12 protein-coding genes are annotated in these 16,369 nt (G+C 72.3%); 3 read left to right on the forward strand and 9 right to left on the reverse strand.

Annotation, left to right across the window (positions count from 1 at the left end; all coding sequences use genetic code 11):
* Both xdhB and ACZ4Z4_RS06455 read right to left on the reverse strand, forming a co-directional pair.
* Complete coding sequence (xdhB, locus tag ACZ4Z4_RS06450) at window positions 1–2,451, reverse strand: xanthine dehydrogenase molybdopterin binding subunit (RefSeq protein ID WP_468323016.1); 2,451 nt, start codon at window positions 2,449–2,451, stop codon at window positions 1–3.
* Window positions 2,448–3,953 carry a xanthine dehydrogenase small subunit gene (locus ACZ4Z4_RS06455; protein WP_468324155.1) on the reverse strand — a complete coding sequence of 502 codons (1,506 nt, stop codon included), beginning with the start codon at window positions 3,951–3,953 and terminating at the stop codon, window positions 2,448–2,450. The genes xdhB and ACZ4Z4_RS06455 overlap by 4 nt, the downstream gene beginning before the upstream one ends.
* Window positions 3,954–4,449: 496 nt before the next feature.
* Here ACZ4Z4_RS06455 and ACZ4Z4_RS06460 point away from each other — a divergent pair, with 496 nt between their 5' ends.
* A complete protein-coding gene (locus ACZ4Z4_RS06460) occupies window positions 4,450–4,779 on the forward strand; it encodes an STAS domain-containing protein (RefSeq protein WP_468323018.1) in 330 nt (109 codons plus the stop codon).
* An 8-nt stretch (window positions 4,780–4,787) separates the two neighbouring features.
* Here the strand turns inward: ACZ4Z4_RS06460 and ACZ4Z4_RS06465 are convergent, their stop codons facing one another.
* A complete protein-coding gene (locus ACZ4Z4_RS06465) occupies window positions 4,788–5,735 on the reverse strand; it encodes a pirin family protein (RefSeq protein ID WP_468323021.1) in 948 nt (315 codons plus the stop codon).
* Between the two features lie 113 nt (window positions 5,736–5,848).
* On the opposite strand from ACZ4Z4_RS06465, the gene ACZ4Z4_RS06470 reads away from it, so the two are divergent.
* Entirely contained in the window at window positions 5,849–6,205 is a 357-nt protein-coding gene (locus tag ACZ4Z4_RS06470) for a tetratricopeptide repeat protein (protein WP_468323024.1), read from the forward strand.
* Window positions 6,206–6,258: 53 nt separating this feature from the next.
* Here ACZ4Z4_RS06470 and crcB (ACZ4Z4_RS06475) read toward each other — a convergent pair whose 3' ends face one another.
* The 4 genes from crcB (ACZ4Z4_RS06475) to ACZ4Z4_RS06490 form a co-directional block, all read right to left on the reverse strand.
* On the reverse strand, window positions 6,259–6,633 hold the full coding sequence (crcB, locus tag ACZ4Z4_RS06475) for a fluoride efflux transporter CrcB (RefSeq protein WP_468323027.1): 375 nt from the start codon (window positions 6,631–6,633) through the stop codon (window positions 6,259–6,261).
* A complete protein-coding gene (gene crcB / locus ACZ4Z4_RS06480) occupies window positions 6,630–7,064 on the reverse strand; it encodes a fluoride efflux transporter CrcB (protein WP_468323030.1) in 435 nt (144 codons plus the stop codon). Before crcB (ACZ4Z4_RS06480) ends, crcB (ACZ4Z4_RS06475) begins: the two co-directional genes overlap by 4 nt.
* 133 nt (window positions 7,065–7,197) lie before the next feature.
* Window positions 7,198–8,178, reverse strand: coding sequence for a M20/M25/M40 family metallo-hydrolase (locus ACZ4Z4_RS06485; protein ID WP_468324157.1), 981 nt, complete (start codon window positions 8,176–8,178; stop codon window positions 7,198–7,200).
* Between the two features lie 59 nt (window positions 8,179–8,237).
* Window positions 8,238–8,876 carry a helix-turn-helix transcriptional regulator gene (locus ACZ4Z4_RS06490; protein ID WP_468323033.1) on the reverse strand — a complete coding sequence of 213 codons (639 nt, stop codon included), beginning with the start codon at window positions 8,874–8,876 and terminating at the stop codon, window positions 8,238–8,240.
* Between the two features lie 388 nt (window positions 8,877–9,264).
* Between ACZ4Z4_RS06490 and ACZ4Z4_RS06495 the strand changes: the two genes are divergently transcribed.
* Window positions 9,265–12,564, forward strand: coding sequence for a bifunctional cytochrome P450/NADPH--P450 reductase (locus tag ACZ4Z4_RS06495; protein WP_468323036.1), 3,300 nt, complete (start codon window positions 9,265–9,267; stop codon window positions 12,562–12,564).
* 61 nt (window positions 12,565–12,625) lie between these two features.
* Here the strand turns inward: ACZ4Z4_RS06495 and ACZ4Z4_RS06500 are convergent, their stop codons facing one another.
* Together ACZ4Z4_RS06500 and ACZ4Z4_RS06505 are read right to left on the reverse strand one after the other, a co-directional pair.
* Window positions 12,626–14,728 carry a nuclease-related domain-containing DEAD/DEAH box helicase gene (locus ACZ4Z4_RS06500; protein ID WP_468323039.1) on the reverse strand — a complete coding sequence of 701 codons (2,103 nt, stop codon included), beginning with the start codon at window positions 14,726–14,728 and terminating at the stop codon, window positions 12,626–12,628.
* Between the two features lie 101 nt (window positions 14,729–14,829).
* Window positions 14,830–16,254, reverse strand: a complete 1,425-nt coding sequence (locus ACZ4Z4_RS06505) for a dihydrolipoyl dehydrogenase family protein (RefSeq protein WP_468323042.1) — start codon at window positions 16,252–16,254, stop codon at window positions 14,830–14,832.
* Window positions 16,255–16,369: the final 115 nt, after the last annotated feature.

The following is a 16,369-nucleotide window of genomic DNA, read 5'->3' on the forward strand; positions in this document are numbered from 1 at the left end:
TCAGGCACCGTTGAGCGCGGAGGCGTCGGCCCTCGACGAGGACGGTGCGGTGGCGGTGGTCCGGGTGGGCTCAGTGAAGCCGGCAGTCACCGGCGCGTGGCCGTTCCGGGACGCGGCCGTGGCCCGCCGCGCCTCCTCGATCGCCCAGTACACCGCCTCCGGCGTCGCCGGGGAGGCCAACTCGACGCTGTGGCCGTCCGGTCCGAACTCCGCGGCGGCCTGCCGCAGTGCCTCACGTACCGAGAACGCCAGCATCAGCGGCGGCTCGCCGACCGCCTTGGAGCCGTAGACCGCGCCCTCCTCGGTGGCGCGTTCGAGCAGCGTGACGTTCAGCTCCTCCGGCATCTCGGAGAAGCTCGGCAGCTTGTACGTGCTCGCCGCCTGCGTCTGGAGCCGGCCGCGGTTCGGGCCGTCACTGGTGTCCCAGCGCAGGTCCTCCAACGTCAGCCAGCCCGCGCCCTGCACGAAGCCACCCTCCACCTGACCGATGTCGATCAACGGGGACAGGCTGTCACCGACGTCGTGCACGATGTCCACGCGCCGGATCCGGTACGCGCCGGTGAAACCGTCGACCTCCACCTCGGTCGCGGCGGCGCCATGGGCGAAGTACTTGAACGGCGAGCCGCGGAACGCCTTCGCGTCCCAGTGCAGCCCCTCGGTGCGGTAGAAGCCGGCCGCCGACAGCTGGACGCGCTGGAAGTACGCGGTGCGCACCAGGTCGTCCCAGGCCACCTCCTTGTCGCTGCCCAACGCGCGTGCGACGCCCTCGACGATGCGTACGTCCGACGCGTTCGTGCCCAGCTGGGTCGCGGCCACCTGGAGCAGGCGTTCGCGCAGCTGCTCGCACGCGTTCTTGATCGCCCCGCCGTTGAGGTCGGCTCCGGCGCTGGCGGCGGTGGCGGAGGTGTTGGGCACCTTGTCGGTGCGCGTCGGGGCGAGCCGTACCTTGTGCAGCGGGATGCCGAGCGTGGTCGCGGCCACCTGCATCATCTTGGTGTGCAGGCCCTGGCCCATCTCGGTGCCGCCGTGGTTGATCAGGACGGAGCCGTCCTTGTAGATCAGCACGAGCGCGCCGCCCTGGTTGAAGGCGGTGAGGTTGAAGGAGATGCCGAACTTGATGCCGGTGAGCGCGACGGCGCGCTTGGTGTGCGGGTGCGCGGCGTTGAACGCGGCGATCTCGCGCCGGCGGTCGGCGATGGCGGCGTCCTGCTGCACCTGCCGCCAGACGGTGGTGATCCGCTCGGCCTGCGTGACGGGCTGGCCGTAGGGCGTGGTCTGCCCCTGGCCGGGCCGGTAGAAGTTGCGCTCGCGCAGCTCCATGGGGTCCAGACCGAGCAGCGGCGCGCAGCGCCCCAGGATGTCCTCGACGACGAGCATGCCCTGGGGGCCGCCGAAGCCGCGGAAGGCGGTGTTGGAGACGGTGTTGGTCCTGGCGATACGTCCCGCGACGCGCGCGTTGGGGATCCAGTACGTGTTGTCGATGTGGCACAGCGCGCGGGCGAGGACGGGCTCGGAGAGGTCGAGGCTCCAGCCGCCGTCGGCGACGAGGGTGGCGTCGAGGGCCTGGATACGTCCTTCCGCGTCGAAGCCGACCTTCCACGTGGCGTGGAATCCGTGCCGCTTGCCCGACATGGTCAGGTCCTGGGTCCGGTTGAGCCGGAAGCGGACCGGGCGGCCGGTGAGCTTGGCGCCGAGCGCGGCGACGGCGGCGAACCCGTGCGGCTGCATCTCCTTGCCGCCGAAGCCGCCGCCCATGCGCAGGCACTGCACGGTCACTTCGTGGGCCGGGACGCCGAGCACGTGCGAGACGATGTCCTGCGTCTCGGACGGGTGTTGAGTGCTGCTCTGGATGAACACCTGCCCGTTCTCGTCGATCTGCGCGAGCGCCGCGTGCGTCTCCAGGTAGAAGTGCTCCTGTCCGGCGAACTGGAACTCTCCACTCAGCACATGCGCGGAGTCGGCGAAGCCCGCGTCGATGTCACCGGTCTCCATCAGGGGCCGGGCCCCGTGATAGCTTCCGGCCGCGATCGCCTCCTGGAGCGTGACCAGGGAGGGCAGCTCCTCCAACTCCACCTCGACGGCCGCGGCACCGAGTCGGGCCGCTTCCAGCGTCTCACCGAGCACCCAGGCGACCGCGTGTCCGTGGAACATGACCTCATCGGGGAAGAGCGGCTCGTCGTGCTTCATGCCCGCGTCGTTGACGCCGGGCACGTCGGCGCCGGTCAGCACGCGGACCACGCCGGGCACGGCGAGCGCGGGCGCGGTGCGCAGCGCGGTGATCCTGCCGCGGGCCTTCATGACCTGCACCGGGTAGGCGTGCAGGACGTCCTTGGTGCGCTGGACCAGGTCGTCGGTGTAGAGAGCGGCGCCGGTGACGTGCTGGACGGCGCTCTCGTGCGGCATGGAGACGCCGACCACGGGCTTCTCGGGACGCTCGGACAGGTGACTCATGAGGTGACCGCCTCGGTGGTTTGTGCGTGCAGCTTGAGCAGGCTCTGGCCGAGCATCGCGGAACGGTAGAGGGCGCTGGCGCGGTGATCGCTCATCGGGGTGCCCTCCCCGCGCAGCACCCGGGCCGCGGCCTCGACGGTCTGTGCCGACCACGGCTTGCCTTCGAGGGCGGCCTCGGTGGCGAGGGAACGTATGGGGGTCGCGGCGACGCCTCCCAGACCGATACGCGCCTTGCGTACGACCCCACCCTCGATGTCCAGCGCGAAGGCGACGGCGACACTGGAGATGTCGTCGAAACGCCGCTTGGCGATCTTGTGGAAGGCCGTGACGGGCGACAGAGGCAGCGGAATACGGACGGCCCGTATCAACTCGTCCGGGCGTCGCACGCTCTGCCGGTACCCGGTGAAGTACTCCGCGAGCGGCACGACGCGCTCGCCGTCCGCGTCGGCGAGCACCAGCGTCGCGTCGAGTGCGAGCAGTACCGGCGGGCTGTCGCCGATGGGCGAGCCGGTGCCCAGGTTGCCGCCGAGGGTGGCGCCGTTGCGGATGAGCCGGGAGGCGAACTGCGGAAAGAGCTCGGCGAGCAGCGGGACGTCCGGCACGTCTCCGGCACCCAGCCGTCGCTCGATCTCCGTGAGCGTCAGCGCCGCCCCGATCTCGATGTACCCGGACGCGACGCGCAGCTCCCGCAGCTCCGCCAGCCGGTCGATGGCGATGACGCAATCGGCCCTGCGGGCACGGATGTTGACCTCGACGCCCCAGTCGGTGGACCCGGCGACGACGACGGCGTCGGGCCGCTCACGCACCAGCCGCAGCGTCGCGTCCAGGGTGTCCTTCCGCAGGAACGTGGCGCCGTCCCGGGTGTACTCGGTGGCGACCGGTACGGGGGGCTCCTGCTCGCGGCGCCGGGCCAGCGGATCGTCCTCGGTGGGCGCGCCGACGGCGAACGCGGCGTCGCGGATGGGGCGGTAGCCGGTGCAGCGGCACAGGTTTCCGCTCAGGGCGTGCAGGTCGAAGCCGTTGGGCCCGTGCTCGGGGTCGGCGCCTTCGGAAGTTGTCGGTCCCTGGTCTGCTGCGGAGCTCCGATCGGCGTGCTCGCAACGGCCGGGACGGTAGTACTCGGCGGCCATGCTGCACACGAACCCCGGTGTGCAGTACCCGCATTGGGACCCGCCGCGGACCGCCATCTCCTCCTGCACGGGGTGCAGGGAGGGCATCGTGCCGGGCTCCCCGGCCGTGGCGAGCCCCTCGGCGGTGATGACCTCCTGCCCGTCGAGTGCGGCGGCCGGGACCAGGCACGCGTTGACCGCGACCCAGTCGGTGGGCTTGTCCACGCCGGGCCTGGCCACCATCACGGAACAGGCCCCGCACTCGCCCTCGGCGCAGCCCTCCTTGGTACCGGTGAGGCCGCGCTCGCGCAGGAAGTCCAGCGCGGTGGTGTGGGGTGAGGCCGGCGAGAGCGGTGTCTCATTCCCGTTGACCGTGATCCGCGCCTCTGTCACGTCGCCGGGCAGCCGTTCCGGCGCGTGATCGGTCGATGTCGTGTTCGCCAATTTCAGGCAGCTTTCTGTGATCAGACGCGCCTCGCGGGAGCGGCGGGCGCGGGAAGGCACGGGACAGCGACGTGCCGAGACATGGTGAGGAGATGGTGCCGAGAGGGAGGAAAACCGGAACGTGCCGCGAAGGGGCACATCAGGACGGCCTGCTCAGCAGCCGTGCGCGATCCGGCCCGGGACCCAGGCGGTGCACTGAGCGAGGCGACCGAGATCAGAGCTCGTGCACATCTGCTGGTCCCCTCCTCTTGGTGCTGTGGGTCGACGCTGCGCCCGCGGGTCGGTGCCGCGGCGCAGATCAGTGTCCTCGCAAAGTAGTGACTCGCTTCACGCAGGTCAAGGGAGTGCTCGCGAGGGCGGGGCGAGTGCAGCGCCTGTTCCTGCGCGGACAGCTTTCCCTCGGAGGCCAGCCCCTCTGGCTCTCGCGCTGTGCAAGAGTAGGGCGATGGACCGGCTGACGATCTGTGAGACCGCCTCCGGCGGCGGCACGACGTTTCTCACGCTGAAGCTCCTCGGAGAACTGGACGTCGTCAACGTCGGCAAGCTCAGCGACATGGTCGTACGCGAACTGGAGTCGGGGCACCGTCATCTCCTGCTCGACCTGACCGGGATCACGTACTGCGACAACGGCAGCCTCTACGCCCTGCTCGGGATGCGTCACGCCGCCGGCCACGTGGGAGGCAGTCTCGCGCTCACAGCGGCGAGCCCATGCGTCTGCGAAGCCCTCGACCATTCCGGGCTCCGCGACCTCCTGCCCTTCGCACCAGACACATAACCCCCAGGTCAGCGCAGTCGACCCCGCGGCTTCAGCGCCACCGGCGGCAGTTCCGGGGCGGGCAGTGGCGCGCCCTCGTAGCCCTTCACCTCGCCGAAGCGGGTGCCCGTCATCCAGTCGCCCCGCGCCTGCTCGATCTCCTCATGGCTGCGGCCCACGAAGTTCCACCACATCACCAGCTCCTCCTCGAACGGCTCGGACGCGTCCGAATGCGCGCGCAGGGGGAGTTCGGTGCGGCCGCAGCCGAGGTAGAGCATCGAGCCGGGGAGGACGGGTACGCCGTCGACGTGTGCCTCGCCGGACATGGAGAGGACCGCGTACTCGAAGTCCGGCTCCAGAGGGAGGCGTACGTCCGTGGCGTCGGACAGGGCGAGGTCCGCGCCGACGATGGGCGTGTACGTCGTGCCGGGTGAGGCCGTTCCGTCCAGCGTGCCGAGGATCAGTGTCCCGGCCAGGCCCGGCGCCGTGATCTGCGGCAGCTCCGCGTGGTGCTCGAAGTGGGGGGCCGTGTGCCGGTCGCTGTCGGGCAGGGCGACCCACAGCTGCGCGCCGTGGAGGAAGCGGGCGTGGGACCTGGGGCTCTCCTCGGAGTGGGAGATGGCCCGGCCGGAGGTCATGAGGCCCAGTTCGCGGGGGCGGATGGTCCGCAGGCTGCCGGTGGAGTCGCGGTGCAGCACCTCCCCGTCGTGCAGCCAGCTGACGGTTTGCAGGCCCATGTGCGGGTGCGGCGGCACCTGCATGCCGGGTTCGTCGGCGATGTCGTCGGGGCCGTAGTGATCGACGAAGCACCAGGCTCCGACCATGCGGCGGCCGAGGTTCGGCAGCAGGCGGCGGACCTCGGTGGACTCGCCGAGCTTGACCCGGCGCGGGCCGAGGAGCTCCCGTACCGGTTCCGCGACGACGAAGCCGCGTCCGCCGCACAAGGAAGGAACCGCCTCACGATCAAGATTGCTCATGTCGCACAACCTAGCCCTGCCGGGGGCCGGACGGCAGCCGCCTGCCCGCCACAGAGACAGTGGTGGAATATTCAACTACGTCGGGTCGTTGCAGCCCCCGAAGGAGGCAGACAGTGGACATGACCTATTACGACCACGGGACCGCGGCGGAGCGCTGGGAGCGCGCGCGGCAGTTCTTCGACGCCAAGGAGTACGCGACGGCGGCGCGCATCCTCGACGCCCTGGCCGACGAGGTGCCCGAGCAGGTCGCCCCGCGTCTGCTGCTCGCCCGTGCCTACTACCACTCGGCGCAACTCACCCGCGCCGAGGCCGAGTTGCGCAAGGTGCTCGACCTCGATCCGGTCGAGAGCTACGCCCGGCTCATGCTGGGCCGCACGCTGGAGCGGCAGAACCGTCCGGACGACGCGGCGCCCCACCTGCGCATGGCCGCCGCGCTGAACGGGGACTTCGCCCAGGCCGCCCAGGTCTGAGCAGGTGGGGAGCACCGGTGGGGAGCGAAGCAACAGCGCTTCCCACCGGTGGCTCACAGCCACAGTGCCTCGGCGGCCGCCACCCCCGCACAGGCCGCGCCGACACCCGCCACCACGCTCACCAGCACATTCGCCACCGCGCGGCGCCGCGCACCGCTCTCCGCGAGCCGCAGTGTCTCGTACGAGAAAGTCGAGTACGTCGTGAGCGCGCCGCACAGCCCCGTGCCGAGGAAGAGCTGGACGTGCGACGACGCGGCGCCCGCTGTGACGGCGCCGGTGAGCACTCCCAGGATCAGGCAGCCCATGATGTTGACGGTGAGGGTGCCCCAGGGGAAGGCGGTGCCGTGGCGGGCCTGCACGGCGCGGTCGGTCAGGTAGCGCAGCGGGGCGCCGATCATCCCGCCGGCGATGACGAGCAGCCAGGTCATGCCCGCCTCCCCGGCACCGCGCGGCGCGTCAGCACACGGCGCGTCGCCCACGTCGCGCTCCAGACGGCCGCGAGCGCCACGAGTGGCGTCAGGGCGAGGTAGAGCAGGGCCGTGCGGACGTGGTCGCCGCTCAGGAGCCGCTCGATGTCCACCGCGTACGTCGAGAACGTGGTGAAGCCGCCGAGGACTCCCGTACCGAAGAAGGGCCGCACCAGGGGATGGACGGGCCGCGCCTGCGTGACCAGCACCATCAGGACGCCGATCGCCGCGCATCCCACGGCGTTCACCGCGAGGGTCGTCCAGGGGAATCCGCCGGGAGGCACCGGCCACCACAGCGACGCCGCGTACCGCGCCACCGCGCCGATGCCGCCGCCGACCGCGACCGCCGCGACGACCTGCCATTCGTGCCGCGTCGCCACGTCACCGCTCACCGCTCCTCCTACTCGCCGTCGCCCGTCCTCGGGCGCACTCGTGCGCAAGTAGGGACCGTTGGCAGCATCGTTCACCGCGGTTCGGGTACGGCGAGCCCCACCGCCGCGCGGCGCCGGGAACCCTCAGCTGCCTTCAGCCACCGGCATCCCCGGAAAAGATCACCGCTGACTCCACATTAACCCGTCGGGCCCCGGCGTCGCGGATCGCGCCCACCAGACCCGTGACGAGCCGTGCCCGCTCGGCCATCGCGTCGACCAGCACGTACTCGTGGTCGGCGTGCGCGCCGCCCCCGACCGCGCCGAGGCCGTCGAGCGTCGGTACGCCGAGCGCGGCCGTGAAGTTGCCGTCGCTGCCGCCGCCCACCGCCGCGCCCCCGACCCCGGGGAGCAGCCGCTCCGCCATCGCGAAGAGTCCGGCAGCCGCCGACTCGGGCATCGGGGGGCGGCCGACGGAGCCGCGGACCGTGAGCTCCGCCCCGTCCAGGTGCGGAGTCAGCGCCGCGAACGCGGCCTCGACGCGGTCCTTCTCCTCGGCCGACTCGACCCGGACGTCGACGACGACCGTGGCCTCCGCGGGAACCACGTTGTCCGAAGTGCCCGCGGACGCGATGGTCGGGGTGACGGTCGTGCCGATGTCGGGGCGGCCGAGCGCCGCGATGTGCAGGACCTGGTGTGCCGCTTCGACCAGGGCGTTGACGCCGGCTTCGGGTTCGAGGCCCGCGAGTGACGCGCGGCCCGCGACCACGACCTCGAACGTGCCGCAGCCCTTGCGGCCGGTCTTCAGGGCGCCGCCGTCAGCGGCGCCCTCGAACACCAGGACGGCGCCGCAGGCGCGGGCGCGCTCCTCGATGAGGGTGCGGGAGGAGCGGGAGCCGACCTCCTCGTCGGCGGTGACCAGGATCTCGACGCCCGACCGGTCGTCGAGCGCCGCCAGGCCGTGCACGGCCTGCCCGCCGAGCCGGCTCTCGATCACTTCGGCGACGGCTCTCGCCGACTTCGTCAGGGCGTCGAGGTCGCGCGAGGGCGACTCGACTTCGACGAGGGTTCTGAGGTCGTCGATCATCGCGTCGACACTCACGTCACTAGCGACACTCACGTCGGCCGCCTTGCGCATGGTCACGCCGCAAGGGTACGTGGGCGTGTTCAGGAGCCCACCGAGAGAGTCGGGGGCGCTCAGGGTCCGCTCGCTGCCGTGCCGCCCCGGCGTCCGGCCGGGCCCGCCACCTGCGGCGGCCACGCCTCGGGGTCCAGAAGCCCGAGTACGTACGCCCGCGCCACCAGCGCCGTCCGGTTCTGGACCCGCAGCCGGCGGCAGAGCCGTGTCAGGTGGTAGTTGACGCCGTCGACGCCGATTCCCACCGCGCGTGCCACGACCGATGTGGTGGCGCCGCCCGCGACCAGCCGCAGGATGCGGGCCTCCTGCGCGCTCAGGGCCGGGTGGGTGAGCTCCTCCCCCGCGTCGGCAGTACGGGCTGACGTGTCGTTTCCCGCAGTCTCCGCCCGCTCCGCCGCGACGCGCAGCGTCACCAGCAAGGGCGGTGTGTCCGCGAGCGGGTCGGTGACGGGTTCGACGGTGACCTGCCCGTGGCGGGCCGTTCCGCGTGCCGTCCAGCTCGCTTCGACGGGGTAGCGGGACCTGCGGCCGGAGCGCATGGCCTCGTCGAGTTTGCGGAGCTGTTGTCTGTTGGTGGGGGTGAGCAGGTCGAGCAGGAGCTGGTTCGCCACCCGGCCCGGCTGGAGGCCCAGGGCCGTCGCGAAGGCGGGGTTGGCGACGGAGACGAGTCCGCCCGTGCTGGCGATGGCGGTCGGCACGGGGGAACGGTCGAGCAGGGTGAGGAAACGACCGCGCCACACCGCCGCATCCGCCTCTTGGGCCCCTTGAGTCCCTTGAGTCCCTTGAGTCCCTTGAGTCCCTTGAGCCCCTTGAGTCCCTTGGGCCTTTTGGGTCCCCTTCGCCCCTTTAGCCACCTTCACATCCATCGCCTCCTTCACACCCTTAACACCCTTGACCCCCTTCGCCTCCCTGCTCCCCTCCCCCTGACACCTCGTCACTCGCCGCGCAACCGGCGACGCGCAAAAGACCCCTACAAGATTATGTAGTTCTCGCGCGGGGCCGCCGCCCCGGGGAGGCCACCGTGGATGTGGCGCCCCGCGTTCCGGGCGCTCAACTCCCCGCATCCATGGGAAGAGGCACTGCCCGATGAGCGAAGAACACCCCGTCGAGGTCTGCGGTCTCCGGGACTACCCGGACCTCGTACTGCCCACCGTCGATGTGACGGCGGCCGGGCCGACCAGTACGCCGGTCCAGCAGTCCGTGGAGCTCGCGCGGCGGCACGGCCCTTTCTACGTCCGCCGGTACCACGGCCGTGAGACCGTCTGGGTCAGCTCGCTGGAGCTGGTCGAGGAAGTGTCCGACGAGACACGCTTCTCCAAGGGTGTCGGGCCGGCCCTCCAGAACGTCCGCGGCATCGCCGGTGACGGCCTGTTCACGGCGTACGACGAGGAACCCAACTGGGCCAAGGCGCACGACATCCTGCTCCCCGCGTTCGCCATGAACTCGATGCGGACGTACCACCCGCACATGCTGCGCGTGGCCCGGCGCCTCATCGCCTCCTGGGACGGCCGGTTCACGCCGGGCGCGGCCGAGTCCGCGCCGGTGCAGGTCTCGGAGGACATGACCAGGATGACGCTGGACACCATCGGCCTGTCCGGCTTCGGCTACGACTTCGAGTCGTTCGGCCGCACCGATCCGCACCCCTTCGTCCAGGCGCTCGTACGAGGCCTGGCGCACAGTCAGGCGAAGCTGGCGCGGGACCCCGCCGGTGACTACGCCGCCGACGACGCGGCCTTCGAGGCCGACGCCGCCTTCCTCGCCCGGGTCGTCGACGAGGTGATCGAGGCGCGCAAGGCGTCGGGCGACACCTCCGCCGACGACCTGCTCGGCCTGATGCTCAACTCCCCGCACCCCGACAGCGGGGAGACCCTGGACGAGGCGAACATCCGCAACCAGGTCATCACGTTCCTCATCGCCGGGCACGAGACGACCTCCGGCACGCTGGCCTTCGCCCTTCACCACCTGGTGAAGAACCCCGCGGTCCTGCACCTGGCGCAGGCCGAGGTGGACGCGCTGTGGGGCGACGATCCCGACCCCGAGCCGACGTACGAGGACGTGGGCAGGTTGCGTTACGTACGCCAAGTGCTCAACGAGGCGCTCCGGCTGTGGCCCACCGCTCCCGCGTTCCAGCGCCGGGCCCGCGTCGACACCGTCATCGGCGGGCAGTATCCGATCAAGGCGGGGCAGTACGTGGTGGTGCTCACGCCGATGCTGCACCGGGACCCGGTCTGGGGCGACAACGTCGAGGAGTTCGACCCCGAGCGCTTCGCCCCCGAGGTGGAGGCGGCCCGCTCCCCGCACGCGTACAAGCCGTTCGGAACGGGTGAACGTGCCTGCATCGGGCGGCAGTTCGCGCTGCACGAGGCGACGATGCTGCTCGGCATGCTGGTGCACCGTTACCGGTTCATCGACCACGCCGACTACCGCCTGAAGGTGAAGGAGACCCTCACTCTCAAGCCCGACGGTTTCACCATGACGCTGGCCGCGCGCACCCCCGCGGACCGGGAGCGCAGCCGGTCCTCCCTCACCGCGCTGACCGCGCTCGGTGGGGCGTCCGGGGTCGGTACCGCGGGCTCGGGGGCCGGTTCCGCGAGTGCGCGGGGCGACGGCGACCGGGCGGAGAGCGACCTGCCCACCCGGGCCCTGCCGGGCACCGCCCTGACGCTGCTGCACGGCTCCAACTTCGGCACCTGCCGCGCATACGCCGAGCAACTCGGCGAGCTCGGCGCCGACTTGGGTTTCGACGTGCGCGTCGCCCCGCTCGACGAGGCCGCCGACGCGCTGCCCACCGGCTCCCCCGTGGTGATCGTCGCCGCCTCCTACAACGGCAGGCCCACCGACGACGCGGGCGCGTTCGTGTCCTGGCTGACCGGAGCCGCGCCGGACGCCGCCGACGGCGTGCGGTTCGCGGTCCTCGGCGTCGGCGACCGCAACTGGGCGGCGACCTACCAGCAGGTACCGACCCTCATCGACGACGGCCTCGCGGCCTCGGGCGCGACCCGCCTCATGGAGCGCGCCGAGGCCGACGCCTCCGGGGACCTCGCCGGATCGGTGCACCGCTTCACCTCGGCGCTGCGCCAGATCCTGCTGCGCCAGTACGGGGACCCGGAGAGCGCGGGAGCCGCCGCCGACACCGCGCCGCCCGCCAGGGCCTACGACGTCGTGGAGGTCCGCGGCGGGCCGCTGGACGCGCTGGACGCCCGGCACGGCACGGTACCGATGACCGTGACGGAGACCGCCGACCTCGTCGACCTCACGCATCCGCTCGCCCGCCCGAAGCGGTTCCTGCGCGTGGCACTTCCCGCCGGGGTGACCTACCGCACCGCCGACCACCTGTCCGTGCTGCCGGTCAACGACCCGGGCCTGGTGGAGCGCGCGGCGGCGCTGTTCGGCGTCGACCCGGACGCGGTGCTCAACATCCGCGCGCACCGGCCCGGACGGTCCACCCTGCCGCTCGACCGGCCCGTCACCGCCCGCGAACTCCTCAGCCGGTACGTGGAGTTGCGCGACGCCCCGACCGCCGCGCAGGCCGCCCTGCTCGCCGAGCACAACCCGTGCCCGCCCGAGCGCGCCGCCCTGCGACAACTGGCCGCGGACCCGGTGGCGTCGGCGGCACGGCAGGGTGGCATCCTCGGCCTGTTCGAGGATTACCCGGCGCTGCGCGGTCAGCTCCCTTGGCCCGCCCTGCTCGAACTGCTGCCGGCGGTCCGCCCCCGGCACTACTCGATCTCGTCCTCGCCCGCCGCCTCGCCGGGCCACGCCGATCTGATGGTCTCGCTCCTGTCGGCGCCGGACCGCTCCGGTCGCGGGACGTTCCGCGGCACCGGTTCGGCGTACCTGCACGGCCTGCGGCCCGGCGACACGCTCCACGCGCGCGTGCAGCCCTGCCGCGACGTCTTCCGGATCCCCGCCGACGCCGCGACGCCTGTCATCATGATCGGCGCGGGCACGGGGCTCGCCCCGTTCCGGGGAGCGATCGCCGACCGCCTGGACCTACTGCGTGGCGGCACGCAACTCGCGCCTGCCCTCTGCTACTTCGGCTGCGACCACCCCGACGTCGACTACCTCCACCGCGCGGAACTGGAGGCCGCGGAGCACGCGGGAGCGGTCTCCATGCGCCCGACGTACTCCAAGGCCCCCGAGGGTGAACTCCTCTACGTACAGCACCGGATCGCGGCCGAGGCCGAGGAGATCTGGCGCCTCATGGAGGCCGGGGCCCGGGTCTACGTCTGCGGCGACGGCGCCCGCATGGCCCCCGGCGTCCGCGAGGCCTTCCAGCACCTCCGCATGAAGCACGCGGGCGGCGACGCCGCTGAGGCGGAGGCGTGGTGGCGGGACCTGGTCGCCGAGGGGCGGTATGTGGAGGATGTCTATGTGAGCGCCTGAACGAGGATGTCCGTCTGGACGCCTGAGAGGCCACAGACGCCCGCCCGCCCCGCCCGGATGCTCACCGAGTGACGCTCCCGAGCCAGAGGAAGTCACGCGCCCGCGTCATCGCCACGAAAAGCTGGCTGCGCAGGAGTTCTCCGTGCTCCCGTGCCGTTTCGGGCGGGGCCGGGGCCCCGGGGCCGCCGCCCGGGGTCTCGTGCCGCAGTGCGTCGTCGTGCCGGGGCAGGTACACGCGCTTGAACTCCAGGCCCTTGGCCCTGCGGTACGTGCCCAGCTTGACCGCTGCCACGGGGTGGCCGTCGTAGTGCTCCAGCGGACAGACCGGGATGTCGGCGCGGGTGAGCAGGCGCTGGTAGTGGTCGATGGCCCGCACCGAGGGGCACAGCACCGCGGCGTCGCCCCGCTCGGCGGCGGACAGGGCGCGCAGGGCGTGCAGGAGGGCCTCGTCGTGGTCGGCCACGGCAGGTTTCGTGACGCGGACGACCTGCCCGTCGTGGTACGTGAGATCCACGTCCCTGCGGCCCGGTGTGCGCAGGCCGTCGATGTCTTCGAAGGCGTCGTCGGCGACGACCGCGAGGGCGGTGTCGAGGATCTGCTTGCTGTTGCGGTAGTTGGTGCGCAGCACCTGCCCGCGGTCGCCGCGGATGTCGATGCCCGCGTCGGTGAGACGGAAACCCCCCGGATAGACGGCCTGCTGGCCGTCGCCCACCAGCAGCAGTCCGTTGGCGGCGTCGCCGACCAGCGCGTGCAGCAGCCGCACTCCGACGAGGGTGAGGTCCTGCACCTCGTCCACGATCACGGCCGCGTACCGGCGCGAGCTCTGCTGCCGTGTCACCTCTGCCAGGGCGAGGGAGAGGATGTCGTTGAAGTCGTGCACGCCCCGCTCGACACGCAACGACTCGTACGCCTCGTACAGCTCCCACATCGCCTGCCGGTGCGGCCGGCGCAGGACGGTCCTGCGCCGGCGCCGGGGCACGACGGCGTACTCCTCGAACGTGGTGATGCCGCGCCCCTTGATGACGTGGTGGATCTCCTCGCGCCAGTAGGCCGGTGCCGGGTCGATCTGCGCCAGCCGGCTGTCGCGTCCGACGTGCTTCCAGGCGAGACTGAAGGCGGTCTCCGCCTTGTCCTTGTGCAGCCGGACCGGCACGCCGCGCTCCTGGAGGAACTCCTGCGCCCAGGAGTGCAGGCTGCGGAAGTCCACCCGCTCCGCGACCGCCGGGGACATGGTCCTGAGGAAGGTGGCTTGCACCCGGGGCAGGTTGTTGGCGAACGTGACGTACAGGATCCGGCCGCCGGTGCGCCGGGCGAGATGGGCCGCACGGTGCAGGCCGACGACCGTCTTGCCCGTGCCGGCCGGACCACTGATGCGGGCCGGGCCCGACCAGTTGCGGCGGACCAGGGCGACCTGGTCGGGGTGGAGGAAGGTCATCCACTGCTCGATCGGGGCGCGCAACGCGTCTTGCAGTGCCGCGTCCCGCAGCCCTTCGAGGTCGAACAGCCCGTCCGGCTCGGTCTTTCCGGCCGGAGCCGGAGCCGGGGCCGGGGCGGCGGGAGGCGGCCGGTCGACCGTCGATCCCTCGTAATCGGGGAAGACGCGTTCCAGGTGGTCGGCGACCGCGCGGACCGACTCCGCCCGCAGCCGGTGGCGCTCCGCCAGGAGCGCGGGCCCCACCTCGTGTTCGCCGAGGAGCCGTATCCTGCCGAGCCCGGCGTCGAGCCGCCGTCCCGCGAAGACCATGAGCGGCTGCACCGCCACGGGGGACATGCCGAGGGCAGCCACCGCGCCCTCGGCCGCCTTCGTGACGGCCAGGAGCTTGGCGGCGTGTTCGTCGCACGGCCGCCCTCCGGCACTCAGCTTCCCGCCCGACGTCTCGGGGGCGGCTCGCCAGTTCTTGACGTCGATGACGAAGACACCGCCTGGCCCCACGAGCAGCATGTCCACGTTGGCGGCCCGCGTGCCGGGCCACCGCCGGTCCACCAGCAGCCGCCACCCGCGCTCCGTCAGCACCAGCAGCTGGGCGGCGACCCGGCGTTCCCCCTCGCTCGCCGCCTCCCACCGGTGCGCCTGGCGGCGGGCGGCCCGCCACTGTTCCCGCAGCAGCCGCTCCTGGCTCCGCGCCTCCTGCGCCCGTCGCGACGCCGACCAGCCTGCCGCCATACTCGGCCCCCTGTACGCTCCCGGCCCCCTCGTACGCTGAGTGACGATCATAGGACCGCCCGCTACCGGAGCGGCAGGGTGCCGACCAAGGCGTCGGGGCCTCAGCCCCGGTACGTCTCAAGCAGCCGCAGCCACACCTCGCTGATCGTCGGGTACGCGGGGACCGCGTGCCACAGGCGGTCCAGGGGGATCTCGCCCGCGACCGCCATCGTCGCCGAGTGGATGAGCTCGCCGACTCCGGGGCCGACGAACGTGACGCCGAGCAGGACCTCGCGGTCCAGGTCGACGATCATGCGGGCGCGGCCGCGGTAGCCGTCGGCGTAGAGGCCGGCGCCCGCGACGCCGGACATGTCGTAGTCGACGGCGCGGACGCGGTGGCCGGCGGCTTCCGCCTCGGCGAGGGTGAGGCCGGCGGAGGCCGCCTCGGGGTCGGTGAAGACGACCTGCGGGACGGCGGCGTGGTCGGCGGTGGCGGAGTGGGCGCCCCAGCGGTCGGTCTCCAGGAGCGGGACGCCCTGGGCGCGGGCGGCGATGGCGGCGCCCGCGATGCGGGCCTGGTACTTGCCCTGGTGGGTGAGGAGCGCGCGGTGGTTCGCGTCGCCGACCGCGTACAGCCAGTCGCTGCCCTCCACGCGCAGGCTCTCGTCGACCGGCAGCCAGGAGCCGGGTTCCAGGCCGACGGTCTCCAGGCCGATGTCGTCCGTGCGCGGCGCGCGGCCCGTGGCGAAGAGGATCTCGTCCGCCTGAAGGGTGGAGCCGTCGTTCAGGGTCGCCGTCACTGTGCCGTTCTCGCGTGTCACCGCGGTGACCGACACGCCGGAGCGGACCTCGGCGCCCGCCTCCGTGAGTGCCTCTTGCACCAGCTCGCCCGCGAACGGCTCCATGCGGGGCAGCAGGCCGCCGCCGCGCACCAGGACCGTCACGTGCGACCCGAGCGCCTGCCAGGCGGTGGCCATCTCGACGGCGACGACGCCGCCGCCGACGACCAGGAGGCGACCGGGCACATGGTCGGCGGCCGTGGCCTCGCGGCTCGTCCACGGCTCGACATCGGCGAGGCCCGGCAGGTCGGGCAGGGCCGCGCGGGTGCCCGTGCAGACGGCCACGGCGTGGCGGGCCTCAAGGGTGCGCTCCGTGCCGTCCGTGCCGGTGACCGTGACCTTGCGGGGGCCCGCGAGGCGGCCGTGTCCGCGGTGGAGGTCGACACCGATGCCGTCCAGCCAGCCGACCTGGCCGTCGTCCTTCCAGTGCGAGGTGTAGTAGTCGCGGTGGGCGAGCACGGCCTGGGCGTCGAGGGGGCCCTGCACGGACTGGCGCAGGCCGGGGACACGGCGGGCGTCGGCGCGGGCGATCACGGGGCGCAGCAGGGCCTTGCTGGGCATGCACGCCCAGTAGGAGCACTCGCCCCCGACCAGTTCGCTCTCCACGATCGCGGCGCTGAGCCCCGCGGCGCGGGCCCGGTCCGCGACGTTCTCCCCCACGGGACCTGCTCCGATGACTACTACGTCGTACGTGATGGCATCCGTCATGAGGACAGTCTGTCGGCAGGTGTGCGCCGTGGCCACACGGGTACGCGCGCGGAACACGCTCGTGCGGGCGCGGCACTGTTCCGTGCCCGCGGCAGGCGGAATACGTTCGCACCAT

It is taken from the genome of Streptomyces sp. NPDC030245 (assembly GCF_055572995.1).